The organism is Priestia taiwanensis, from assembly GCF_014638355.1.
Lineage (GTDB): Bacteria > Bacillota > Bacilli > Bacillales > Bacillaceae_G > Priestia_D > Priestia_D taiwanensis.
This window is the reverse complement of sequence record NZ_BMFK01000001.1, coordinates 589,792-614,667: the sequence shown is the minus strand read 5'-3', so window position 1 is coordinate 614,667 and position 24,876 is coordinate 589,792. Positions and strand designations below refer to the sequence as shown.

The window sequence follows — 24,876 nt, the reverse complement described above, 5'->3', positions numbered from 1 at the left end:
TCTATTCAACCCCCAATAAAGAATCAGTGTATTTTTTTCTACTAATTAAATAATTAAGGTAAAATTTTTCGATAGGAGGAATACCTAATAATACAAGTTTTTCGTATAATACGTTTGATATCCACCTATTTGTACATAGAACCTTATCCTTTATCACTTTTTCTCGCAATACTTGTTTTTCAAATACCGCTCTATGTCTAAAGGATGCTTCACTATTTCTTTCTAGAAATACAGCTTCCTCTAACGGCGAATAAAAATTAATCTTATCTGTATCAACTAATGTACAAATTCGCTCATACGATTGCATTAACCCTGGCGATAATTCTTTTCTATTATTTATAGGCTTGTCCACTATCATATTTTCCGTATTTGCTCTCTCACGAAATTTCTGCTCAATCTTCTGTTGATTACTTTCACTTAACGAATGTAAAAAACCCAAATAATGGGATAAGTGTGAAACGTAGCCACTTGAATACATATCATCTTCCTCGCTTATTGTTGTCTCCGGTAGCGAAGAAACAAATGGAAATATATCACAAAAAACATCATTAACAGTGATATCCTTACTCCAATAATAATCCATATATACATCATCAAATACGCTATTAATATACATATATATTTCATACTGTTCATCATTTTGAAATTGCTTATAATCTCTCACGACCTTATTAATATTCACCACATTTTGGAAAATTGGTTCTAGCGCATTTAGTTGATTAGTTATCTTGGCTACTGGAAGGTATTTTTGTATGAATTGATCTTGACTATATTCGTTAGAAGGATTTGTTCTTATTAGTGTGGATAGCTGGTTATATATATCTTTTACATTCTCAAATAAAAAAGTTCCAAATAATGTAAAATGATAGCCGTTTTCCCAGCTTTTATAAACGGAAATGTCATTATTTCTTTTCAGTACTTCTTTTGCATATGAATATACTTCATCATTATCTTCCTCTTCATTCACATAACATTTAAGTTCATAAATAATCATCATATTCCCCCAACATTTCTAATGGATACTTTAGATTATGAAAAATATACTTTGAAAACTCATATACCTCTTCTTCCATTTCTCTATCAATCCCTAAAACCCTATTCATCGTCATATGCAACAAACTATTCACTATATAAAATTTTCTTTCCTCGCTAAATTTATCTAAGTGCTTAACAAAATCTCTATATTTTTGTCTTTTCTCCTTCATAAAAGGAATATTTTTCGAATATAAATTCAAGCTCCTTTTCGCCACATACACATATTTATCTCTTTTACTACTAAACTCTTTGAAAATCTCTTTATTTTTTGTTGGTGTTAATTTTGTTAAAAAAGTCATCGCTTGCTCATACGTATCAAACATATCCATTATTGTATGCATACACATGTATATTCCTTTCTCTACCTCACTTAACGTCGTATATTCTCGTGTGTATGAAAAATAAATGGATAAGGTCGTATCTAACATAAATAAAGTATGAACATTCTCTATTAATTCACATCCACCATATCTAGAATATTCAGGTTGATATTTATGTTCAGAAAACTTTTTAATTCTCCCGCTTTGAACAAACCTATTAAACTCTTGATCTATTAGTGATTTTACTTCCATTGCAGGAACTTTCATTCGAACTCTAATGTGCTCTTCCTTCTCTTTATAATTAACAAAAAAGAACTGTCCAATCGCATGATTCTTCAACAATTCCCCAATCAATTGTGATGTACTAACTCTTCTTCCTTTTCGATAGTATACTTTGTAGTATGTCCAATCCAAATCATACTGGGTACCCCTGCTGTATGTATCTTGCTGAATAGTAATTTGTTCATCAATAGGTTCATGTGGCATGACAGTAAGTATATAATCACTATTAAACTTCTTTCTACTGTCTTTTAGTTCAGGAGCCTCTACTAAGGTGAGCTTCTCCACTCCTTCTTTTTTGAATTCCTCTATAATTAGTTCTATCCCTAATTCTGTATCAATTCTTACTGGCAATATCATATCTCTTACCAATATGTTTACCCATGTGTCAACTTTATACTCTAGCAAAAAGCGCTTAACATACATTCCTACTGTTAACTCATCCGAGAGATATTCACTCATCTCTCTCTTAGTCAAATTCCACCGTTTGAGCGACAAGATTATATTCTTATATTCAATTCTTGGAATAAAAGGAAGATCTACCGCCATACCTAATAAGAAATCTGAAGGCTGTTGAGATAAATGGCTTTCTAACTGGCTAAGCAAAAGGAGGGAAGCATCTTCAGTGAAGTTATTGTAAGACAATTTATGTGTAAATGTAGGGTGAATTTTTTTTTGAAGTGTCTTACTTTTGAGATAGAAACCACTCCTATCCATTCCTATAAACACATCATTTATAGGAATATTTAACGCTTCCTCATTAGGAAATCCATGTATATTAATTTGTGCTTTTGGTACAACATATGTCACACCTAAATCTTTGTAATTGTTAGAAATAACATTTATTTCTGCTGGCATGATGCTAACATCGCTAGATTTCCTATCCATAGGGTAATTTAGTCTACCTGTAAATGAAAATGGAGTAGCACCAAATGAATTTTCAGCTAATACAACTTTTTGGTCGTTATTTTCATGAATAACACTTAATTTCACATCAAAACCTATTTTGTTTTTTTTACTTTTGTGGTATTTAGTGATTTTTTTTATATATTCTATATCTTCATCACTTAATTCAATTGTTTCTCCACCATTTAGCAATGATTTTTGTATTCTTACCAATAAAAAATGATGATATGTTTCAAGCACCTCACCTCTAAAAACATGCTTATATTCTTCAGATTTAGGAACCCCTATTCCCACATCCAAATCCACTAAATCTACGATACATACTTCATTATGTAATCCATATCGATTAAGAAACTCTAATCCATATTTGTCCCAAATAAGATTATATAAAGATAAATGATTCATTCCTTCTAGAAAATGAAGATTCTTTATACATTCTTCCATCTTTCCTTTTACTACCTCTTCTTCGCAGGACTCCAGCATTAAGTCAACTACTACATAACTTTTACTCGGACAAATCTTCTTCATTTTCTCTATAAGCTCTTGATATAAATCTATTCCTTCACCTATTCCACTTTCTTTATACTGCTGTATTAATAGATCAATGTCTTTCAATTCATGATAAATATCATCAGAAAGAAATTCCTTTTTCCCTAAAATATACTCCATGTTTGTTTCACGTTTAATTGAACTCGGTCTTACATTACTAATGAGCCATCGATTAGTAAGTAGTTGTTTAATAGTAGTTAAAATGGCCTCTTCATTCCCTGGACTCTCTTTAGAAAAATGCTCAATAATAAAATTGATTGTTTTTGGATTCTCTACGATACGCAGTAACTCTACAGTAAATGCACTTTTCCTCAGATACGATCGCTTTTCCTTCCGCTCAGTTACTACATCCATATAGTAACTATCTTCTATTTCTTGGATGGAAGGATTCTTTATAACAAGCAAATTAGATGTTATATGTTGCTCCTGTTCAATATACTGCGTTATTTTTTCTAGCCATTCCATTGATAATTCAACAATTTTTTGCTCTTTTCCAGTTGATACATGCCCAAAATCCATTTTAGTAATACCTGCAAATAATCCAAATGGCATAGCTCTGGCACTCATTCTAAGCATGTATTTAATAAGTGCATGCTTTGTCGGCTTACTTATTTCTTTCTTTTGCAACGCTTCATAAAGACTGCTACTAGCAACAAGTATTCTCTCCATTATTGACTTATCAGCCCTACAAACTTCTACTAGATAGTCAATATCTACATGTGAATATATTGTATGTATCCACCCCATATCTAAAGCTGGGCTTCTTCTAAAATACGTATCATTTATTTTCATAGAACAAATCGCATCCTTTTTATCCATAAATATGTCCAACTATAAAGATTGCTCAGTTCATCTTATAAACTGAGCAATCACAAATTACTTTATTATTTTTCTTGAATTACTGACGAACAAGAATTATGTCCGTTAGATGCACCCATTGACTCTAATACCGTCGAAGAAGATACTTCATACACTTCAAGTTCTACAACAAACTCATTCTTTTTTTCCATTTTATATACCCCCAGTTAGATTAGTTTGATAGCTTCTAGAGATTCTAATGATCATGACTTGTCTACACGTAACTTTATTTATCATTTCAACATACGAATACTTCATATGAAGTATGTAAATAAGTCCTACCTACTTATAACTATGTTCCAGTTATCCTATAAACTAAGTACAGTTAAATAGTCTATTATTTTTCTTGAATTACTGATGAACAAGAGTTATGTCCGTTAGACGCACCCATTGACTCTAATACTGTTGAAGAAGACACTTCATACACTTCAAGCTCTACAACAAATTCATTCTTTTTTTCCATCCACAACACCCCCATTTAAATTGATAGTTATAGACTCCAGAAGTTCTATCACTATTAATTTATCATGTCGTTTTTTCATTGTAAATATAAATTTCTGAATATTCCAAACTTTCAATCGACTATTTTCGAGATATTCTACAAAAATATTGTCGATACTAGGAATATTTAGTTAGTTAATATTTATCTTTGTTAATAGTTTTTTCACCATATCTTCTTCAAGAAAATTAGCTAGGAAACCAATGTGATGGTGCTCAATAGAAGGGAAATCTATTTTCTCTAGTAACTTTTCAATTATTTGCGAATCTAGAAAAGGTGCTAAACTCATCAACTCTTCCACCGTTAACGTGTGAACATTTATGTTGATATATTCTTCAAGAAGATCTCCTATAAATGGAGCTATGTTAGCTAGTTGCTGAATTGTTAGTACTCCCTCATTCATCTCTTTCGCCCTTTTCAACAATACACGCTCCTCCATAAAAGGTGCTAGCTGGAGCAATTCATTCCACTGTATGTTTTCTACCGGCATATTCATTACATGTTTCTCTAAGTCTTCCCAATAAAAAGGCGCTATTCTCATCATTTCAACAATATCTTTTATAGTAGAGAAATCCAATGCTTTTCCTCTTCTTTTACTCATAATTGTATAAAAAGATTCTTCCTGTATAAACGGAGCTAAATGTGATAATTGTTTATCCGTTACCTCTTCTATCTTTACTTTCTGCAACAAATTCACTAGCGCATCTTCATCAATAAACGGAGCAAACTGTACTAAATCGTCTACCTTGTACGTGGTGTCTTCCAACACTTTCACTAACGTACTGAATGATTTTTCTTCCATAAGTGGGGCTATTTCTAATAACTCATCGATTTTGATACTACCTTCATTGATGTACGTTGCAGCTACCTCTTCTTGTTTGTTGTGCACTTCTTCCATAAAACGTTCTAATCGCTTCTCACTCTTCTTCCCACCACTTAAAATACTATCCGTTGTCACCTCAAAGAAAGAAGCTAATGCAAGCAACGTCCCCATATCAGGCAATGATTCACCGCGCTCCCATTTCGATACTGCTTGATGACTTACATTCAGTTCATTTGCCAAATCATTTTGCGTTAAACCTTTTTCCTTGCGAAGCTTTGAAATATACGAACCTACTAATCTTACATTTAACATCTTATCCACTCCTCTTCCTTGTTGGTGATACTTTCCATTAGGATAGCACACTGTTTTTAGAAAACCTATCAACTAGTGGTTGAATGAAGAGAAATATAGAATACTATTTACACAGAAAAAAGAGGACAATATTCGCTATTGTCCTCTTTCATATCTTATTTCAACATTTTCTTCAGCATATTCAACTTCTTATCATCATAAGGAGGGAATAGAACATTTAAATCAATTTTCGTCGTTTTCTTTGCGATACTCTTGGCATGTGAGAATAAATCAAAACTATACTTACCGTGGTACGCTCCTATTCCAGAATTCCCCACTCCGCCGAATGGTAAGTTAGGATTCGCAAGGTGTAAAATGGTATCATTCACACAACCTCCACCGAATGAAACTCTACTTAATACTTCTTTTTCGCAGCTTTCGTCTTCTGTGAATACGTATAACGCTAACGGCTTCGGTCTTGCATTAATTGTTTGAATGGCTGTTTCTAACTCGTTGTACTCCATAATTGGTAAAATTGGTCCGAAGATTTCATCTAACATTGCTGCGTCTGACCAAGATTTTGCTTCTAGTAATGTTGGCTCGATATATAGTTCCTCTTTTACAGAGTTCCCACCGAAGATAACATTCTCTTTGTCTGTCTCAATAATTCCAACTAATCGATCAAAGTGACGTTCATTCACAATGCGACCGTAATCTTTACTGTGCATCGCATTTTCACCGTAATAGCTAACAATTACTTCTTTCATTTTGGCAATGAATGCTGCTTTTATTTCCGAGTGTACAAGAAGATAGTCTGGTGCTACACACGTCTGACCAGTATTTAAGAACTTGCCCCACACAACACGCTTCGCCGCAACATCCAGGTTAGCTGTTCGGTCAACAATAACTGGGCTCTTCCCACCAAGTTCTAGTGTTACTGGAACTAAATTTTTCGCAGCTGCTTCCATAACGATTTTCCCTACTTGTACACTTCCTGTGAAGAAAATGTAATCAAAAGGTGCATTTAATAGTGCTGACGTCGTTTCTTTTTCCCCTTCCACAACGCGAACATACCTCTCGTCAAAGATTTCGCTAATCATGTCACGAAGGACAGCTGTTACATTTGGTGTATGTTCCGAAGGTTTCAGTACAGCGCAGTTTCCAGCGGCAATTGCACCAATTAGGGGCTCAATTACTAAGTTAAACGGATAATTATATGGCCCAATAATTAATACTGTCCCGTAAGGTTCTTTTATAATACGGCTTTTAGATGGCCATAGAGTGAGAGGAGTACTTACTTTTTGTGGCTTCATCCATTTCTTGACGTTCTTCATTGTCTTACTAATGCTATCTAACACGAAACCTGTCTCTGTTAAATATGTTTCAAACTCACCTTTTCCTAAATCTTGTTGCAAAGCTTTTGTTAGTCTAGTTTCGTAGCGCTCGATTCCCTCTTTTAACTTTCTTAGTTGTTCTAGACGAAATTCTGGCGTACTTGTTGTACCTTGCTGGAAGAATTGCTTATGCTCTTGCAACATTTGTTCTACATTTACTTGTTCGATTTGTTTCATTGTTTGATACCCCTTCTCCTATATGTTGTTCTACTACATTAAAAGTTCATTATTTTTAAATGTTTAATCATTTAAACGTTTAAGGGGATATAAAGACCTTTAGATTCCTCTAAAGGCATTCATCTTCAATTAAAGCTATTAACTTTTTCCACGATTCTACTGCATCGCCTAATGATAATGAATAATATCGCTCTGTACCACGTTTGTCTACTGTTACTAACCCTTGTTCTCTTAATAACTTCAAATGGTGCGAAATTGCCGGACGAGATAAGCTCGATTGCGCTGTTATCTCATTCACCGTTAGCGCACTATTTTTACTAAGTAAAAGGATAATATCTTGACGATTTGGATCACATAACAACTGAAAAACTGGAATACATGCACGAAATTGACTTAACGCCTGCTGTCCCATAATCTAACCTACCTTAATTCATTCGAAATCAAACGTTTAAACCTTTAAACCTTTCGTCTTACTGATATTCTAATATATTTGTTTTAGTGGTGTCAATGGGTAGTTACACTTCCTCAACATTCCACTATACTGGTTGCTTTTCTTGTACAGCATAAAATAACGATGATAAAATAAGATAAGATTACTACTCCCATTAGCCGAATTGCTAATGAATAAAGAATAAAGAATAACTACATATTAATAGCTTTATAGAAAAGGTGGGATTCGTTTGGAAGCAGCTGTTCTTATTATTGCCATACCATTCTTGATTTTCGCTATCATACTTTCTCGAGGAAAAGGAGCATTCCTACTTGCAGGGTATAATACAATGTCTGACGAGGAAAAAGCTCAATATGATGAAGTTGCATTGTGCAAATTCATGGGGAAAATCATGTACGGTATTAGTTTTAACATCGTATTATTTGCAATAAGTCAAATGTTAGAGAACCAACTATTATTAATTATTGCGATTATCCTATTTGCAATTCTACTTATTTTCACATTCGTTTATCCTAATACAGGAAATAGATTTAAAAAGAAAGTGAAATGAGGACTTCATATGGTGAAGTCCTCCACTACATTTAAGTGCTTTAAGACATTTTCTTCGCATACACTTCTTCTAGAATTGATTTTACCGATACGTATCATGAGTCGGCTCGAATAAATCTTCTTCCACAGCACGTACCATAGAAAAATTATCAACATTATAATGGCCATGAAGTACTTCATTATGATGTGCGATTATTTGTTCTGCTGATAGATTAGTAGAATCAGTCGTAGAGTGACCGTCTTTTACTAACGTAACATCGAAATGATTTACCGTTGCAGTTCTCACCGCTGTATCAATACAATGCTCCGTTTTACATCCCATAATAACGAGATGTTTAATCTCATTTTCTTTTAGCACATCCATTAATGATGTTCCGTAAAATGAATTTGTCGCCAATTTATCTACTATTGTTGCGGTAGCTGGGACGTTTATTGCTTCGTGTATATGAAATCCTGGACCTTCACCACTAGCGATATCTTTGTCTCTTACAAGCACAATAAGAGCTTGTGCCGCCAATGCCTTCTTAATGGCTACATTAATGTTGTTGAGTAATACTTCCTTCCGAAAAACACTCTTCTGTTCATGATTTCCCTCAATTAATTCTTGCTGTGCATCAATAACTAGTAATGCTTGCTTCAATAGAAAGACTCCCTTCTTTTTCTACTAAAAGTCTTTATACAAAATATCTTCAACCTTTTTTATGCAACACAAACTCCATTATAATATGCGCCGCTAACCGACTCGTCATGTTTCGGAAATCGAGAGTTGGATCAATCTCAACGATATCCATACCCCCTACCATTTGTTCCGATGCTAGTAATCGAATTGCTTGGAGAAGATCATCACTCGTCATACCGCCTGGTCCAATAGCTGGACAACCTGGGGCAAATGCTTGGTCGAGTACGTCCATATCAACGGAAATGTAGACCGTATCTACTTTCTCTTTTAGATATGCGATGCTTTCTTCAATTATGTTATCTATCTTGCGTTCACGAACGTCTTTCATTGTATAGACCGTCACGCCGTGCTCTTTCGCGTAATCATGGTATGCTTTACTATTTGAAAAGTTACGTAGTCCGATTTGAACGAGATGTTCGCCTTTTATTACGCCAGACTCTAATAAACTACGAAATGGTGTGCCATTTGATGGACCGCCGTCTTCTAAGTTACGAAGGTCATGGTGCGCATCAAATTGAATGGCGCCGACTGTTTTCTTCGTTTTAGCGAAACCTGTGATGCTTGGATAGCTGATGGAATGGTCACCACCAAGTACAATTGGAATGCAGTTCGGATGTTTCTTCGTTACTTCTTCTAAGACATTTGCAATGCGTGTTTGGGATTCGAGTATATTTGTGACATGCATTTCGATATCACCTGCATCGTATATGTACGCATCCACGTCCCTCTCCTCTTCAATCGCATACGTCGAATACGCTTGAAGTTGTTGGCGAATCACACCCGGCGCGAACGTAGCGCCGGAGTGACTAATTGATGACTTTGATAACGGTGCACCGATGATAACGAATCCTTTCTCCTTTTGGCAACACCAATCATGAATAAGCTCCCCAAACTTTTTCACATGACGGTCGTTGAATGTTGCTTGCCCTGCTTTTTTTAAATATGGAATGTTAGATAAGTTGTTCACTTCGTTTCACCACTTTCTTTCCTGCTTTAAATACGGTATTTACATGGTTCACGCCGTAATGATACGGAATGTAGGCGTAGTTCGGTGCATCCCAGATGATGACGTCTGCTTTTCGGCCAACTCGTAATTTACCAGCTACGTCACCGCGCCCAATTGCATACGATGCATTCACCGTCACTGCGTTCCAAATTTCTTCTGGCGTCATTCTCAATTTCAACATCGCTACGCTCATAATGAATTGAAGATTCTCTGTCGGTGAGCTTCCAGGGTTAAAGTCCGTTGCAAGTGATACAGCTACACCACTATCAATCATCTTTCTTCCACGTGCGAACTCTTCTTTGTTTAAATAAAATGTCGTGCCCGGTAATAAAACCGCTACGGTATTTGATTCCGCTAACATACGAATACCTTCGTCCGATGCACCACAAAGATGATCTGCCGAGATACAGTCAATTTCTGCGGCTGCTTCTGTTCCACCTAATGAGTCAATCTCGTCTGCATGAATTTTCGTGCCAAAGCCTAACTCTTGTGCTTTTTGTAAATAACGTTTGGATTCTTCTACTGTAAATACATCTGTTTCACAGAAAATATCAACAAACTCCGCTAAGTTACGCTCTTTAATTGTCGGTAATAGGTCGAGCATTTCTTGTAAAAATGCTTCTTCTTTTCCTTTATAATCTTTCGGCACAGCATGTGCACCTAAGAATGTTGATACTAAGTCAATTGAGTGCGTTTCTTGTACGTGTTGCACTACTTCTAATTGCTTCATTTCTGTATCTACATCAAGGCCGTATCCACTCTTCGCTTCTGCCGTTGTGATGCCGTATGACAGCATGCGGTTGCAGTGGAAAATTGCCTTCTTTACGAGTTCTTCTGTCGTCGCTTGTTTTGTAGCGGAAACAGTTGAATGAATCCCACCACCACGACGTAAAATTTCTAAGTACGGTACACCTTGTAATTTCAAGGCAATTTCGTGTTCACGAGAGCCACCGAATACTAAGTGCGTATGCGGATCAACAAGCCCAGGTGTTACAAGCTTTCCTTCACAGTCGATTACTTCTTTTGCTTCTAGTTTCACATCGTCCATCGAACCGATGAATGTAATCGCACCATCTGTAAAACCAATTGCACCGTTTTCGATAACAGGTAACGTCTGCATTGCCTCTCCGCGAATAAGACCATCTTTATGATCCATCGTAACTAATTGACCGATATTAATGAGTAATGTATCGAACATATTAACTCCCCCTTTGTTCATTGTTGTAGCCTCAAGCGTCACTTGAGGCTACGTACATATTTAATCCATCATCGGAATGTTTACGCCTTTTTCTTTCGCTGTTTGGATTGCCAAATCGTATCCTGCATCAACGTGACGAACAACGCCCATACCAGGGTCTGACGTTAATACGCGCTCCAATCGTTTCGCAGCTTCTTCTGTACCATCTGCAACGATAACCATTCCAGCATGAAGCGAATAACCCATACCAACACCACCACCATGATGTACACTTACCCAACTTGCGCCGTTCACACTATTAATCAGCGCATTCAAAATTGGCCAGTCTGCTACTGCGTCACTACCGTCTTTCATGCTTTCTGTTTCACGATTTGGTGATGCGACAGAACCGCAGTCTAAATGATCGCGACCGATAACGATTGGTGCTGACAATTCCCCTTTTGCAACCATTTCATTAATGATACGACCGAACTTCGCACGCTCACCATATCCTAACCAACAAATACGTGACGGTAAGCCTTGGAACGCCACTTTCTCACGTGCCATCTTAATCCAATTACATAAATGTTTGTTATCCGCAAATTCACGTAAAATCACTTCGTCTGTTTTATAAATATCCTCCGGATTTCCAGATAACGCCACCCACCGGAACGGACCTTTTCCTTCGCAAAATTGTGGACGAATGAACGCCGGTACGAAGCCAGGGAAATTAAAGGCATCTTGTACGCCTTCATCGTGTGCCACTTGGCGAATATTGTTGCCGTAATCAAAGACGATTGAACCTTGTTTTTGCAAGGCCAGCATCGCTTCTACGTGTGTCACGATACTTTGTTTTGCTTTTTCGATATAAAGGTCTGGATTTTCTTTACGTAATACGTCCGCTTCTCCCATTGAATAGCCAACTGGTACATAGCCATTTAATACATCGTGCGCTGATGTTTGGTCTGTTACTAAGTCTACTTTAATACCACGGCTCACGATTTCTGGTAAAATTTCTGCGGCATTACCTAATAAACCAATCGCAAGTGGTTCTTTCTTCGCTACATATTCTTGTGCAAGCATTAACGCCTCATCTAATGACTCGACTAATACATCGCAATATCTCGTTTCAATACGGCGTTCAATGCGTGTTTTGTCTACTTCAATCGTAATGACAACACCACCGTTCATCGTTACTGCTAATGGCTGTGCACCACCCATACCACCAAGTCCAGCTGTTACTGTTAATGTACCTTTTAACGAATCGTTGAAATATTGACGAGCTGCTTCTGCGAACGTTTCGTACGTTCCTTGTAAAATCCCTTGTGTGCCAATGTAAATCCAGCTACCGGCTGTCATTTGGCCGTACATCATTAAGCCTTTTTGTTCTAACTCACGGAAATGCTCCCAATTCGCCCAGTTGTGCACTAAGTTCGAGTTCGCAAGTAAGACACGTGGTGCGTTCTCATGTGATTTGAATACCGCAACTGGCTTACCTGATTGAACAAGAAGCGTTTCGTCGTTTTCTAACGTCTTCAACGTTTCGACGATTTTATGGTAGCTCTCCCAGTTACGCGCCGCTTTTCCGATACCACCGTATACAACTAACTCTTCTGGCTTCTCTGCTACTTCGTTATCTAAGTTATTCATGAGCATACGAAGAGCTGCCTCTTGTACCCACCCTTTCGTATTTAACGTATTACCTCGTGGTGCTTGTATGTTTGTTTTCACAAATTCCATTCTCCTCATCCTTTCATCTCTTCATATATTGGATAGTCATACCCTTTCAAATACATCGCCATCTTCTCAATATCTTCTGAGAACACACGGTCCCCTTTAATCGACGGTACGATGTCACGTGCTTCTTTATAAAACGTTTTTGTTGCGCTTGCCATTCTCTCTACACCACGATATTCGACCGCTTGCAAGGCACAAATCGCTTCAATTGCTAGCACACGACGTACATTTTGAATAATTTGATACGCATGGCGTGAACCGATTGTTCCCATGCTTACGTGATCTTCTTGGTTCGCTGATGATGGGATTGAGTCTACACTCGCTGGATGTGCCAATGTTTTATTTTCTGAAACGAGTGCTGCAGCAACATACTGCATAATCATCGCGCCAGATTGTAGTCCTGGCTTTGCGCTTAAGAACGGTGGCAAATCACTTAATTGTGGGTTAACCATACGTTCAATGCGTCGCTCCGAAATATTCGCTAATTCGGCTACCCCAATTTTCAAGAAATCCATTGCAAACGCAATTGGCTGTCCGTGGAAGTTTCCACCCGAGATGACTTTGTTGCCACCGTCAAAAATAAGTGGATTGTCCGTTGCTGCGTTCATTTCAATTGTTAATTTTTCTTGTACATAATGAAGTACTTGCCACGATGCACCGTGTACTTGCGGGATACAACGTAACGAGTATGCATCTTGTACGCGCATTTCTCCTTGTTTCGTCACTAACTGACTATCTTTCACTAACTCTCGTATTCTACGTGCGACATCTTCTTGCTCGACAAACCCACGTGCTCGGTGTACATCTTCATCGAACGCATCAATAATGCCATGAAGCCCTTCCAATGTCGTTGCGGCAATTAAATCTGCTTGAAGTGCTAACGCTTCTGCTTCGAGATAACCAACAACGCCCATCGCTGTCATCGCTTGCGTTCCGTTAATGAGTGCTAGACCTTCTTTCGCTTGTAGTGTAATTGGTACAATTCCTTCTTGCGTTAATGCTTGTAAAGCTGGCATGCGTTCTCCGTTGTAAAACACTTCTCCTTCACCCATTAATACAAGTGCAAGATGCGAAAGCGGTGCTAAATCACCACTTGCACCAAGTGAACCTTGTTGTGGGATGACTGGATGAATGCGATGATTCACTAAGGAAATTAATGTGTCAACAACAACTGGACGTGCCCCTGAGAATCCTTTTAACAATGTATTCGCACGAAGGACAATCATCGCCCGTGAGACGATTTCTGGGAACGGTTCGCCGACACCACATGCATGGGAAACGATTAAATTGTACTGTAATTCTTCTGTATCTTCCTTTGAAATCACAACATCACTGAACTTTCCAAAACCAGTCGTAATACCATATACAACTCGTTCTTCTTCCACAATCTTCTCGACGGCTTGGCGACATGCGAGTACAGCTTTCATGCTTTCTTCACTTGCTGTTACTTGTTCGACTGCATATAAAATGCGCTTCATTTCATGAAACGTTAAATCATTACCCGTTAAAACAACCATGATGCACCATCCTTTTCTCCTATTCCCTTAAAAATAAGCAAAAAGAGGCCTCATACGTACACACCTATCCCTGTGTACGTACAAGACCCCCTCATTTCTACTCATGTCTATAGGTCGTTGTTATATGTGATTAATACCTAATCCCATCGTTTCGTGCTCTAATCCTTTTACCGGAGCACCAATTGTTCCGTATAACGCGACTGCAATCCACTCGCCTTCACTCGCTTCCTTGTACGGTGTTCCTCGTACAATCGCAAAGCGTAGACCAACAGTTCTGAGCACATCTCCAAGCTGGAAATGTCCACGAGTTACACCGTGAAGCGCTTCCATAATTGCATGATACAAAGCATGTGTTTCCCGATATACGTTACTGCGAATAATGTGATTACTTCGTGCTGCTGTTTCGATTGCTGCGACAACTTTCTGTTCATCCATTGCACCAACTTTGCCGATGCAGTATGACCAACCTTCTGGTAATGGACGTTCTCCTTCTTCAAGTAAGAGTAACATCGCCAACCGGCCAATTCGATTATCCATCACGAAACACCTACTATTAAAAAATTCTAAATATACTAATAACTACTTTTAGTTTACTCTCTTCCTACCTATCCGTCAAACATTTCTTTTTACACATTTAACTTGGTATGATTTGTCGCACTTGTTTCAATCTGAATGGTAACATGTTCCAAATTGAATTTTTCCTTCATTATATGATCAAACGAAAAAAAGCTAGTACAGACTTTGTGGGTCTGTGCTAGCTTTTGTGCTTACATTATTTTTTTAATACTAACTTCCCGATTTCGTCTACTAACATGTCTTTACCGATTGGGAAACGTCCTAATCCCCAAGTTTCGTTATTCATTGAGTATACGTTACCGTTCTTCACAGCGTTTAAGTTTTTCCAAACTTGGCTGTTTTGCATGTCATCAAGTTGTTTTTGAGCTAACTCTAAGTTAGAACCGTATAAACCTAAGAAGATATGGTCTGGATTAAACTTGTAAAGAGCTTCTAAATCAACTACAGCAACTTGCTTCGGAGCATCTCCAGCTGGACCACCTTCAGCAATTGGTAAACCTAAGTCAGAGAATAATACATCACCTAATAATGCTTTACCATAAATACGGTAGTCTTTACCATTTGTTACGTATGAAGCGAACTTCTGGTCACCAGTTTTCGCTTTGATTTCGTCACCGATTTTCTTTGCTTTTGCAGTATATGCGTCCATCCATTTTTTCATTTCTGCTTCTTTACCGAAGATTTTCGCGATTTCTGGGAAACGCTCTTTCCACGTATAGAAGTCACCTTTTAACATAACTGTTGGAGCTACGTCTTTTAACTTCTCATATTGCTCTTCTGCACGCTCACTAAGAATAATTAAATCTGGATTAGCAGCGATAATATCTTCGGCCTTTACTGTTTCTGGCTCAACGAATTGTGTATCTGGCATTTTTTCTTGTAAGTACTTAGGAGCTTTCCCGCCTACTTCAGAACCTGATGCGATAACTGGCTTAATACCTAAAATGTGTAATTCTTCTTGTGCATACGCTAAGTCTACAACCTTTTTAGGGTTTTTCGGAACTTTCACATCACCTTTAGGTGTTGATACTGTAATTGTTTCTTCTGCTTTCTTATCTTCTGTTTTGCCTTCTGTTGATGCTTTGTCATCTTTTGTACATCCAGCAAATGCTAATACTACAACTAATAATAGCGCTAATCTTGCGAATAATTTCATGATATTACTTCCCCCTATCTATTTTTTGTTACTTATTTATGTAGGACAAACCTCTACCTCTATTTGAGGCATCACCCCTTTCAACATCCATTTCCTCTTATGCTCTTGCTTTTGTTAATAAATATAAGAAGTACGGTGCACCAACGAACGTAATAATAATTCCGACCGGTAGTTCTCCACTTGGCAAGATATTTCTTGCTAAGAAATCTGCTGTTATTAATAGAAGAGAACCAATTAAAGCTGCTGTTGGAAGAAGAACTTGGTGCTTGGAACCAACAATTTGTCTTGCGATATGCGGTGCCATTAATCCGATAAAACTAATACCACCCCCGGCTGCAACACACGCTCCTGCTAGACCGACACTGACCATAAGTAATTTCATACGCTCTCGCTCTACTCTAACCCCAATACCAATCGCTAGCGGATCACCTAAGTTTAAAATATTCAAGTATCGAGATTTCCAAATAGCATATGGGACTAGTATAAGTACCCACGGTAAAAGAGCAAATACAAAGTGCCACGTCGTTCCCCATAGACTACCTGTTAACCAAATCGTTGCGTACATGAAACTAGAATTTGATAACTTAAGAGATAGAACTGTATTAATTGCGCCAATACCCGCAGCTACTGCAATCCCGACAAGAATTAATCGAATTGGTGTAACCCCTTGCTTCCAAGCAAGGGCATAAATGATAAGGGCTGTTACAAATGCTCCTGCTATTGCAGATAAAGGCATCGCAAAGATAGAATAGAACCCTTCTACTTTACTAGAACCAAAAACAAAGTAGATGTATGCAACAACTCCTAAGCCCGCTCCAGCGTTAATCCCCATAATTCCAGGGTCCGCTAGTGGATTTTTCGCAATCCCTTGCAAAATAGCACCAGAGACAGCTAATCCTGCGCCAATTAAAATGGCAATAATCATACGTGGTAAGCGTAAATTAAACAGGACAATTTCATGCTTTGGAGAACCTTCTCCCATCAATGTTCTAATTACTTCCATCGGAGAAATTGGGATTGTTCCCGTATTCACTCCAATAAAGAATACAGCGATAATAAGTGTAACTAGCGTTGTCATCACAATAGATGGACGTTTCAACGTATTTATCATAAGTCTCTCCCTTCTTTACGAGCTAAGTAAAGGAAGAACGGAACACCAATCATTGCCGTAATAGCTCCTAGTGGTGTTACATATGGTGCATTCACCCATCTTGATACGATGTCTGCATACACAATTAATACGCCACCAAGTACCGCTGAACACGGAATAATTAAACGATAATCTGTACCGACTAGTGAACGAACGATATGTGGAATAACTAACCCAACAAATCCTACTCCACCTGCGACGGAAACAGATGCACCTGTCATAAGCAAAATTAAAATAACGCTCCCAAGCTTTACTAAACCTACTCGCTGTCCGAGTCCAATTGCTACTTCTTCCCCGAAACTAAGTAGTGTAATATAGCGCCCCATCGCTATAGAAGCAATGAGACAGACAACCGCTATCGGAAGCAACATTTCAATCGCATCCCAGCGAATCATCGTTAATCCACCTGCTGAGAAGAAACTTAAATCTTGTGCGATTTTGAAGTAAATCGCAAGCCCTGATGAAATAGCACCAAACAACGAACTAACGACTGTTCCCGCTAATACGAGTTTAAGAGGTGATACCCCACCTGGTGTCATTGCTGTAATGCCATACACAATCGCTACCCCAAGCGCTGCTCCAATGAACGATGCAATAACTAATCCGTTATACCCAACAGCTGGCATGACAACCATCATAATCGCAATCGCTAATCCAGAACCTTGTGTTAATCCCATAATCGATGGTGTTGCTAACGGATTTCGTGTAATCCCTTGCATAATGGCACCCGATACAGCTAAGCACGCACCAATGAGAATCGCACTAATTGCACGTGGAATACGCAATTCGTGAATAATTTGTTGATTCGGATCATCTGGATTAAAAGAGAAGATGGTGTTGATTACTTCTCTCGCACCTGTGTCAACTGCCCCATATGAAATCGAAAAAACAAATCCGATCACTAACAAGATTATCCCTGTTATTAATACAATACTCGCTACTAGGAAGCGATGTGGCTTCGTATCTTCAGGAATCGGTGCTGTTTCTACTACTGCTTCTGCCGACATCCTAGCAATCCCCCTTTTTTATAAACAATGAAAATAGTATAATACTACCATTGATAATGATTATCATTTCAGATTATCCTTCTATATAATACCAAATTACTAGGAAGTGTCAACTATTTTGATGTTTGTTTATGAATTTTCTTAAAATAATTCCTATTTCTATTTTCTACAATAATTTACCATCTATTGCTAACATTTGTACACGAAAAAACATACATATGCTCATATGTATGCTTTTTCGCTATATAGTTCAGTTTTTCTCATTCTTCAAAAGTCGATTTTTTACGACAGTTAGATAACAATATTATTTCGCTATCCTAGCCTTTGTCTCGGCCTATTCTCAACTCTTTCGCTACTTGCTCCATGAAATCTGGACAAAAATAATAACCATTCGGATAATCCTCTATGTATATATCCTCTTCTACACAAATGTTGTCCTTGTATCGTGTTTCCCACTCTTGTTGCATCTCTTCCTGGGAGATCAGCTGAAGTTCAGTTCTTGTTTCTGTTTGTTGTTCCGAGATGAAAATTGTTACCTCTTCATGAAATAGTATGTGTCTCATCTCTTCTACAGACAAAGAAATTGGTTTTCTTTTCCTCGCGAGGATCACTTTACGAACTAGTTCATTTCGTTTGTTATCGATGCAGAATTCTTCTTTCACGTATATTTTTATCTCGTTATTTTTTATGCTTATCAACCTTTTCTATCAATCTTCTTTCTCTTAACTTTATACTAGCATACCCTTGTGAACTTTCGGAATATGGGGTTAATAATTTTGAAATAGCTTATGAATATAGAAGAATCTATGTTTTTCCCATAAAAAAGGGACTTATCTCGAAATAAAAGAGTATATCTTTTTATCAGAAAAATGAAAATTGTTACTTATTGTAACTTTCAAATCATAACAACCCTATGGTAAAATAATCCTCTGAGGGAGGGGTTTTGATTATGACTGTTCTTATGCAGAGTTTAGATGAATATTTAAGTGAGTACGAAAACAAATGGCCACTTAGCGGAACGATATTAGTAGCACAACACGGGGAAGTCATCTTTAAAAAAGCATATGGATATGCAAACATTGAACACCTTGTACCAAACAAAGTAGATACGAAGTTCAGAATATGGTCGCTAACGAAATCATTTACGGCGATGGCCATCATGATGTTACATGAGCAGAAGTTGCTAGATTTTGATGATCGTATTCGTATGTATTTGCCAGAAACAGCACATCTGGAAGATATAACAATTGCACACTTACTAACACATACTTCTGGACTACAAAACTACACAGCACTACCTGAATACAACAAAACGTTAAGCAAATTACGCATGACGAAACAAGATGTACTGGCACTATTTATCAATAAGCCACTTACATCGGCACCTGGAAATGCTTTTGAGTACAGTAATTCTGGGTACTTCTTGCTTGGCATGCTTATCGAGCACATTACTGGTGTTACGTTTGAAACGTACATACAAGATAACATTTTGACACCGCTTGGGATGACAAACACGGGCATTGATACAAACAAAACAGTCATCCGTAATATGAGTTCATCGTATCATTCCACATGGGAAGACTTCATCCAGTGTGAACATATGAACATGAGTTCCAGCTTCTCGGCAGGTGCTATGTACTCAACCGTAGATGATTTGTACAAGTGGGATCAGGCGTTATACGGGGAAACGTTAGTATCGAAAGCTACGATGAAACTAGCTTTCACATCGAACAATTTCAACTACGGATTCGGATGGTTCCTTGATGAACATTGCAATCGTCGCAGAGTGCATCACGGTGGTGCGTACCGTGGTTGTCGCAGTCAAATGCATCGTTATCCAGATGACGGTGTAACCGTTATCGCCTTAACGAATTACGATTTCGTACCTATCTTGAAACTAACGGAATCTGTCGCTACAATCTTTTTCGGTGAAGACGTACACATTTCAGATCGTCCCGCAGCTTATCCTCTTGACGATGATATTTATGCAAAGTATATCGGAACATATGAAGGATTCGGGTGCCAAGCAGTTGTCGAACGAAACGGTGATCAGTTGTATTTCATCTGGAATGCAGAAGAAGCAATTCCTTACTATCCAATATCCGAAACAAAATTCCACCATACTTGGTATGATTGGGAATGTGAGTTCAAATATGATAAAGACGGGAATATTTCGTTCCTTGGTATGAAAAAAGTAAAGTAAGTATAAAAGGAGTTGTCATCGTGACAACTCCTTTCTTGTATTATCTTAACTACATATAAAGATTTGTTTCTTCAAATGTTGTTCCATATGTGCTACGTAGTCTTCAATGAGCCATTCAAGCGTGACTAACTCCCCGTCGCTTGTCACACTTTGATATGCTAGCTTTTCACTCGGTATTTTTCCAATAGCACGCACAATTTTCCTGTTTAAGCTACACCATAACTGAACAATTTCTTCAATTGGCATATCTTCGTAACCTTGTAAATCCACCCATTCCTCTTGTTTATAGGTCGTAAGGATGAATGGTTGCGCTTCGTATTGAATCTTGATAAACCGTGTTAAGTTGTTAACCGCAGAGTCACATAGATGACCTAGTACTTCTTTCTGTGACCATTTGTTTAGTGCTGGTCGCTTTGATACGTCCTCTTCAAACATGTACATACATTCTTGTTCAACGATATAAATCCACTCATTTAAATTACTAATAACACGTTGCATATCCTCATCCCCCCTTCCTTTATTTTACGCAATGCTTCTTCTAGACACCTCGTATGTATACATACATTTTCCGACATGAACGAACAATAATGACATTCTTATGATTGGAAAGGTTATATAAAAATGAAAAAGCTATTCCTCATTTGCTTTCTTTTCTGTTTCGTATGGTCCCCTGCTTATGCGAGTGAAAAGCAACCTACGTATGAACTTCTACACGATACGTCGCTCACTACACTTCATCCATCGATAACAGAACAAGTCGTGAACCATTACGGTTACTTGAAACTATATGATGCGACAATTATTACACACATCAAACGCCAGCACGAAGGTGGCTTTAATTTTGACGTCGCAGTTGTCCTACATACATTTGAACATGCCCATAATCCACCGTATGGAAAAGAAACGATTGTGTTTAACGTTCGTCCATTCGGTGTAAAAGCATTATATTTCAAGCACGAAGGCGATGCAACAGAAAAAGAAAGTAAAGCAATTTCACGAAGAAACAATCGTGGACATTAAACAGTCGTTTCATTTAACGTTGAACGAGTACCGTTCCTATACGTCTGAACAGTTATTTTTTCCTGCGGAGAAACAAAAAGAATATGCATCCTTGAACAAACTTATCGAAGCCATTACAAAAAAACTATCCGCCACTACAAAAAATACGATAAATCCCTTCACATTCATCCACGGTCATGACGGATACATTCTGCCAAAAGAGGCCAACAGAACAAACATTATGTACCATGTGAAAAAGGAGAAAACAAATGGATTATCGTAGATAAAAAGAGTAAACCTAGGAAAAAAATGAAGAAAGTATTGTTATGTTATATGTGAAAAAGCATCCTTCCCCATTACGGAAGGATGCTTTTTCTTACAACTCACCAAATCTTCTCTCCATCTCCTCGCAATGCTTCGATAACCATACCATCTCTGCGGCAAATCGAATCGGTGCAGGTCCAATCTTGTACATATTGTTGTGAATCCACCATTTCCCTTCCATGTAGAGAAGCATCCACATCGCGCGTACTAATTGACCTTTTGGAAAAGGGCGCTCGGTGCGATATCCAACAAGAAACGCTTGCACATTTTTGATATGAAAAACATCCCCGTCTAACGAACACGAGATAATTGCCCTAGCAACATCAAGCTCTGGATAATCGACGTGTAAACGATCAAAATCTAAAATAGCTGACAAGCCGTCTTCTGTAAATAAAATATTATCCACCCATAAATCACGGTGAGCTAATCCTATTTCCGCTCGCTCAATAAGTGAATAATCAAGTATTTCCGTCGCTTTCATCTGCAATTCAACTAGTGGTTGAAGCCACTCTTCTGCTTCCTTATGCACTTGTTCCCAATAATTCATGCGTGCTTCTTTACTCGGTGGAATGAAATGTGGCGTGGCTCCAACAAATGATTTTCCTTCATTCAACAACCGATGCATCTTACCCGTATGAATGCCTAATTCATACATTTGCGCGGCATTTACTTTGCCAGCTTCCACATTATATCCTTCACAATAATGCATGACTGTAAAATTCTCCCCTTGTTCCGTCGTATGCATCACCTTTCCTTCATACATAAGGAAACTTGGACAAGCAACTCCTTCGCGACGTAACTGTTGTTGTGTGAATAAGACATGGATCACTTCATCCCAGTCATACTTCTTAAACCGTTCTTTATCATACTGCTTCAGCAAAAATGTCCCTTTATTCGTACAAATTTTCCATTTGAAGTTTAAATACCCTTTGTTAATGCGTGTCGCCTCATATATATCTAAATCAAAACGTTTCTTACACTGTTGCGCCAAATCTTCATATACCCGCTCAACCGTTGATGCAATCATACGTTCCGTTCCTTCCTAAAAAAGAAATCTCCACGCCAAGCGAGAGATTCTTTTTTATGTGATTTAATTTTTTATACAAAATCAATGACCGTTTTTGGCGTATTTCATATAGACAAGGTAGTTAACACCACTTCGCTTACTATGTTTTTGTTTCACGCGTAGAAATTCCATATAGCCGATTTTTTCGTATAATTTTACAGCGTTCGTATTCGTGTCGGCAACTTCTAACGCATATGTACGATATGGAGTCGAGGCAAAGATATGATTCATGATTGCCGTCGCAACACCTTTTCCTCTATATGTGGAGGAAGTAGCTACAAACTCCACCATTCCCATCCCACTTGTTATCTCAAATGGATATGATTTCTCTTCAAATTCGCGCTTTAAAACAGCGTATGCGATTGTTCCTCTGAAAAAGCCTAGATGCTTCCTCAATTCTTTACGCTCAAGATGTACAGAAGGTACTCTACCATCCGTACATGCAGCAATTCCAGCAATCTCATCGTCGATGACTGCAACGTAAAACACGTCTAGATTAAACATATGACAAAACGCTTTTGTCAGTTTCTCTTTGTCTTTCGAGAAAAACGTCAACCACTGGAAGAAGCCATCCACAAATATTTTACTCATTTTCATTTTTATCTCATTGTTACATTCACTAGCGCGAATAACTTTCATTCCGATATTCCTCCATTTAGCACGATATATGAAATATAGTAAAGTATATCCCTTCGCTTTTCCAGCTGATAGAAGATTTATTTTGCAAGTAATTTACGCTTAAACACCCAGCAAAGTGTAATCGCAACGTATATGATAAATCCTCGCATTTCCCCGCCCCATGAATGTAATACGTAAGCTATATCAACCCAAGTCTAGATACCATAAGTATTACAAAGAACACACTTATGAGACTCGCTCGTATGTATTCTTTCTCTTTTATTTTCATCACTATGATTGCACTACAAACAATAATCGTGACAATATCCCATAGTGACCTCGTAACCATAAACCAAGATATCAAAACAGTAACAAATAGTAGAATGAGAACAACGTCTTTTGCTTTCATTAAATCCTCCTAGTTTATATAAAAATAAATTTTGTAAAACCAAAAACACTAACGCAAAACAGGCCATACTAGCGAAAAGATAGCGCTTTTTCTTTGAAAATGATGCGAACATAGCAAGCCAACAAATAACCAATACTATATTTGTTACGGTATTACCAAGCGATGTGATTACTAAAACCAATGTTAACACACCAATAGCGAAAAGAAGCAGCATAACAGCATTTTTTCTTTCATCGAATCCTCCTCATCCCTATCAAGCTAGAGTTTTATCGGGAATGAGCGGATTATCTACCAACTTTTAACTTGTATATAGGTTGCTGATAACTATTTTCTTTATTTTGACTTATAAATCCTGCCCTCTTATACATACTAACAGCTTGCTCGTTCTCTTTTTCTACTGTTAAAGATATGACCTTACATGTACAATGTTTCTCTTTTATAAATTCAATAATTTTATCTAGAGACTGTTTTCCATACCCTTTACCTTGAAGATCCTTATCAATCTGGAATCCTCCAATCCAATAATTATCCTCACTATTTGGTGTATAAGTAAGATAAAACGCTCCAATTATTTTATTATTTTCGCATAAAACATAAGGGACTAAAGCCTCATCCCAAGGTTTTATATAAGCAAACGCAAGTGATTCTGCAATACTTGGAACAAAGGATTTTTGGCTTTCGTGGACTGATAATTCAAACGCCTCTTCCCAATTGTCTTTTGTAATCTCTTTTATACTAATATCGTACATTTACGTATCCCCCTAAACAATCTGTGTATAGATAAGAATTACCAACATCACACATGCGAAACTACATAGAAGATATCGTTTTTGCTTTAGAAATGCCACAAACATGACAAGCCAAGCAATAATCATCATCGTATCCCTTATGCTCTCAGCAAACGACTGCGTTATAAAAACAAAGACAACCACGAAGATAAACAAAAACAGCAGCATGATAATGTCTTTTTCTTTCATCGGTCCTCCTAACGTACTTGTGTAAACATAAAGACTACTAAAGAAAGGCCTATCATCCCCGCTCAGGCATAGTCTTTTCTCCTTATTGTTAGCACGAACATGATCAGCAAATAAATAATCATTATCACATTAATCGCTGTGTAA

At 37.6% G+C, this 24,876-nt stretch carries 25 protein-coding genes; 4 read left to right on the top strand and 21 right to left on the bottom strand.

Annotated features, from left to right (window positions below):
- Position 1: 1 nt before the first annotated feature.
- From IEV41_RS03275 to IEV41_RS03255, 7 genes are all read right to left on the bottom strand, one after another.
- Positions 2-994, bottom strand: coding sequence for a hypothetical protein (locus IEV41_RS03275; RefSeq protein ID WP_188387008.1), 993 nt, complete (start codon positions 992-994; stop codon positions 2-4).
- Positions 981-3,908 carry a lantibiotic dehydratase gene (locus IEV41_RS03270; protein WP_188387007.1) on the bottom strand — a complete coding sequence of 976 codons (2,928 nt, stop codon included), beginning with the start codon at positions 3,906-3,908 and terminating at the stop codon, positions 981-983. The genes IEV41_RS03275 and IEV41_RS03270 overlap by 14 nt, the downstream gene beginning before the upstream one ends.
- Before the next feature lie 65 nt (positions 3,909-3,973).
- A complete protein-coding gene (locus IEV41_RS19940; protein WP_229722133.1) occupies positions 3,974-4,099 on the bottom strand; it encodes a thiopeptide-type bacteriocin in 126 nt (41 codons plus the stop codon).
- 185 nt (positions 4,100-4,284) lie between these two features.
- Positions 4,285-4,410 carry a thiopeptide-type bacteriocin gene (locus tag IEV41_RS19935; RefSeq protein ID WP_229722133.1) on the bottom strand — a complete coding sequence of 42 codons (126 nt, stop codon included), beginning with the start codon at positions 4,408-4,410 and terminating at the stop codon, positions 4,285-4,287.
- A gap of 169 nt (positions 4,411-4,579) precedes the next feature.
- A complete protein-coding gene (locus tag IEV41_RS03265; protein ID WP_188387006.1) occupies positions 4,580-5,581 on the bottom strand; it encodes a helix-turn-helix domain-containing protein in 1,002 nt (333 codons plus the stop codon).
- A gap of 155 nt (positions 5,582-5,736) precedes the next feature.
- Positions 5,737-7,131 (bottom strand): aldehyde dehydrogenase, encoded by a 1,395-nt coding sequence (locus IEV41_RS03260; protein ID WP_188387005.1) that lies wholly within the window; start codon positions 7,129-7,131, stop codon positions 5,737-5,739.
- Between the two features lie 109 nt (positions 7,132-7,240).
- Positions 7,241-7,543, bottom strand: a complete 303-nt coding sequence (locus IEV41_RS03255) for an ArsR/SmtB family transcription factor (RefSeq protein WP_188387004.1) — start codon at positions 7,541-7,543, stop codon at positions 7,241-7,243.
- Positions 7,544-7,811: 268 nt separating this feature from the next.
- Between IEV41_RS03255 and IEV41_RS03250 the strand changes: the two genes are divergently transcribed.
- Positions 7,812-8,132: a DUF3784 domain-containing protein gene (locus IEV41_RS03250; RefSeq protein ID WP_188387003.1), complete on the top strand. Its 321-nt coding sequence runs from the start codon at positions 7,812-7,814 to the stop codon at positions 8,130-8,132.
- A gap of 81 nt (positions 8,133-8,213) precedes the next feature.
- Here IEV41_RS03250 and IEV41_RS03245 read toward each other — a convergent pair whose 3' ends face one another.
- The 10 genes from IEV41_RS03245 to IEV41_RS03200 form a co-directional block, all read right to left on the bottom strand.
- On the bottom strand, positions 8,214-8,771 hold the full coding sequence (locus tag IEV41_RS03245; RefSeq protein WP_188387002.1) for an isochorismatase family protein: 558 nt from the start codon (positions 8,769-8,771) through the stop codon (positions 8,214-8,216).
- A 49-nt stretch (positions 8,772-8,820) separates the two neighbouring features.
- Positions 8,821-9,759 carry a formimidoylglutamase gene (gene hutG, locus IEV41_RS03240; protein WP_373284196.1) on the bottom strand — a complete coding sequence of 313 codons (939 nt, stop codon included), beginning with the start codon at positions 9,757-9,759 and terminating at the stop codon, positions 8,821-8,823.
- A 1-nt stretch (position 9,760) separates the two neighbouring features.
- Positions 9,761-11,014 (bottom strand): imidazolonepropionase, encoded by a 1,254-nt coding sequence (gene hutI, locus IEV41_RS03235; protein ID WP_188387000.1) that lies wholly within the window; start codon positions 11,012-11,014, stop codon positions 9,761-9,763.
- Positions 11,015-11,074: 60 nt separating this feature from the next.
- Positions 11,075-12,733, bottom strand: coding sequence for a urocanate hydratase (gene hutU, locus IEV41_RS03230; protein ID WP_188386999.1), 1,659 nt, complete (start codon positions 12,731-12,733; stop codon positions 11,075-11,077).
- Positions 12,734-12,738: 5 nt separating this feature from the next.
- A complete protein-coding gene (hutH, locus tag IEV41_RS03225; RefSeq protein ID WP_188386998.1) occupies positions 12,739-14,247 on the bottom strand; it encodes a histidine ammonia-lyase in 1,509 nt (502 codons plus the stop codon).
- Between the two features lie 120 nt (positions 14,248-14,367).
- Positions 14,368-14,784, bottom strand: a complete 417-nt coding sequence (gene hutP / locus IEV41_RS03220) for a histidine utilization transcription antiterminator HutP (RefSeq protein WP_188386997.1) — start codon at positions 14,782-14,784, stop codon at positions 14,368-14,370.
- Positions 14,785-15,019: 235 nt separating this feature from the next.
- A complete protein-coding gene (locus IEV41_RS03215) occupies positions 15,020-15,979 on the bottom strand; it encodes an ABC transporter substrate-binding protein (protein ID WP_188386996.1) in 960 nt (319 codons plus the stop codon).
- Between the two features lie 97 nt (positions 15,980-16,076).
- Entirely contained in the window at positions 16,077-17,090 is a 1,014-nt protein-coding gene (locus tag IEV41_RS03210; RefSeq protein WP_229722132.1) for a FecCD family ABC transporter permease, read from the bottom strand.
- Entirely contained in the window at positions 17,087-18,136 is a 1,050-nt protein-coding gene (locus IEV41_RS03205; protein WP_188386995.1) for a FecCD family ABC transporter permease, read from the bottom strand. Before IEV41_RS03205 ends, IEV41_RS03210 begins: the two co-directional genes overlap by 4 nt.
- A gap of 317 nt (positions 18,137-18,453) precedes the next feature.
- Positions 18,454-18,798, bottom strand: a complete 345-nt coding sequence (locus IEV41_RS03200; RefSeq protein ID WP_188386994.1) for a hypothetical protein — start codon at positions 18,796-18,798, stop codon at positions 18,454-18,456.
- A 287-nt stretch (positions 18,799-19,085) separates the two neighbouring features.
- Between IEV41_RS03200 and IEV41_RS03195 the strand changes: the two genes are divergently transcribed.
- A complete protein-coding gene (locus IEV41_RS03195; protein ID WP_188386993.1) occupies positions 19,086-20,339 on the top strand; it encodes a serine hydrolase domain-containing protein in 1,254 nt (417 codons plus the stop codon).
- A 45-nt stretch (positions 20,340-20,384) separates the two neighbouring features.
- On the opposite strand, the gene IEV41_RS03190 is transcribed toward IEV41_RS03195, so the two are convergent.
- A complete protein-coding gene (locus tag IEV41_RS03190) occupies positions 20,385-20,837 on the bottom strand; it encodes a DinB family protein (protein ID WP_188386992.1) in 453 nt (150 codons plus the stop codon).
- A gap of 123 nt (positions 20,838-20,960) precedes the next feature.
- On the opposite strand from IEV41_RS03190, the gene IEV41_RS03185 reads away from it, so the two are divergent.
- Both IEV41_RS03185 and IEV41_RS03180 read left to right on the top strand, forming a co-directional pair.
- Positions 20,961-21,359 carry a DUF3888 domain-containing protein gene (locus IEV41_RS03185; protein WP_188386991.1) on the top strand — a complete coding sequence of 133 codons (399 nt, stop codon included), beginning with the start codon at positions 20,961-20,963 and terminating at the stop codon, positions 21,357-21,359.
- Positions 21,349-21,621, top strand: coding sequence for a hypothetical protein (locus IEV41_RS03180; RefSeq protein WP_188386990.1), 273 nt, complete (start codon positions 21,349-21,351; stop codon positions 21,619-21,621). Before IEV41_RS03185 ends, IEV41_RS03180 begins: the two co-directional genes overlap by 11 nt.
- A gap of 93 nt (positions 21,622-21,714) precedes the next feature.
- Here IEV41_RS03180 and IEV41_RS03175 read toward each other — a convergent pair whose 3' ends face one another.
- The 3 genes from IEV41_RS03175 to IEV41_RS03165 form a co-directional block, all read right to left on the bottom strand.
- On the bottom strand, positions 21,715-22,689 hold the full coding sequence (locus IEV41_RS03175) for a phosphotransferase enzyme family protein (RefSeq protein WP_188386989.1): 975 nt from the start codon (positions 22,687-22,689) through the stop codon (positions 21,715-21,717).
- A gap of 81 nt (positions 22,690-22,770) precedes the next feature.
- Complete coding sequence (locus tag IEV41_RS03170) at positions 22,771-23,367, bottom strand: GNAT family N-acetyltransferase (protein ID WP_188386988.1); 597 nt, start codon at positions 23,365-23,367, stop codon at positions 22,771-22,773.
- A 672-nt stretch (positions 23,368-24,039) separates the two neighbouring features.
- Positions 24,040-24,504 carry a GNAT family N-acetyltransferase gene (locus IEV41_RS03165; RefSeq protein ID WP_188386987.1) on the bottom strand — a complete coding sequence of 155 codons (465 nt, stop codon included), beginning with the start codon at positions 24,502-24,504 and terminating at the stop codon, positions 24,040-24,042.
- Between the last annotated feature and the right edge of the window lie 372 nt (positions 24,505-24,876).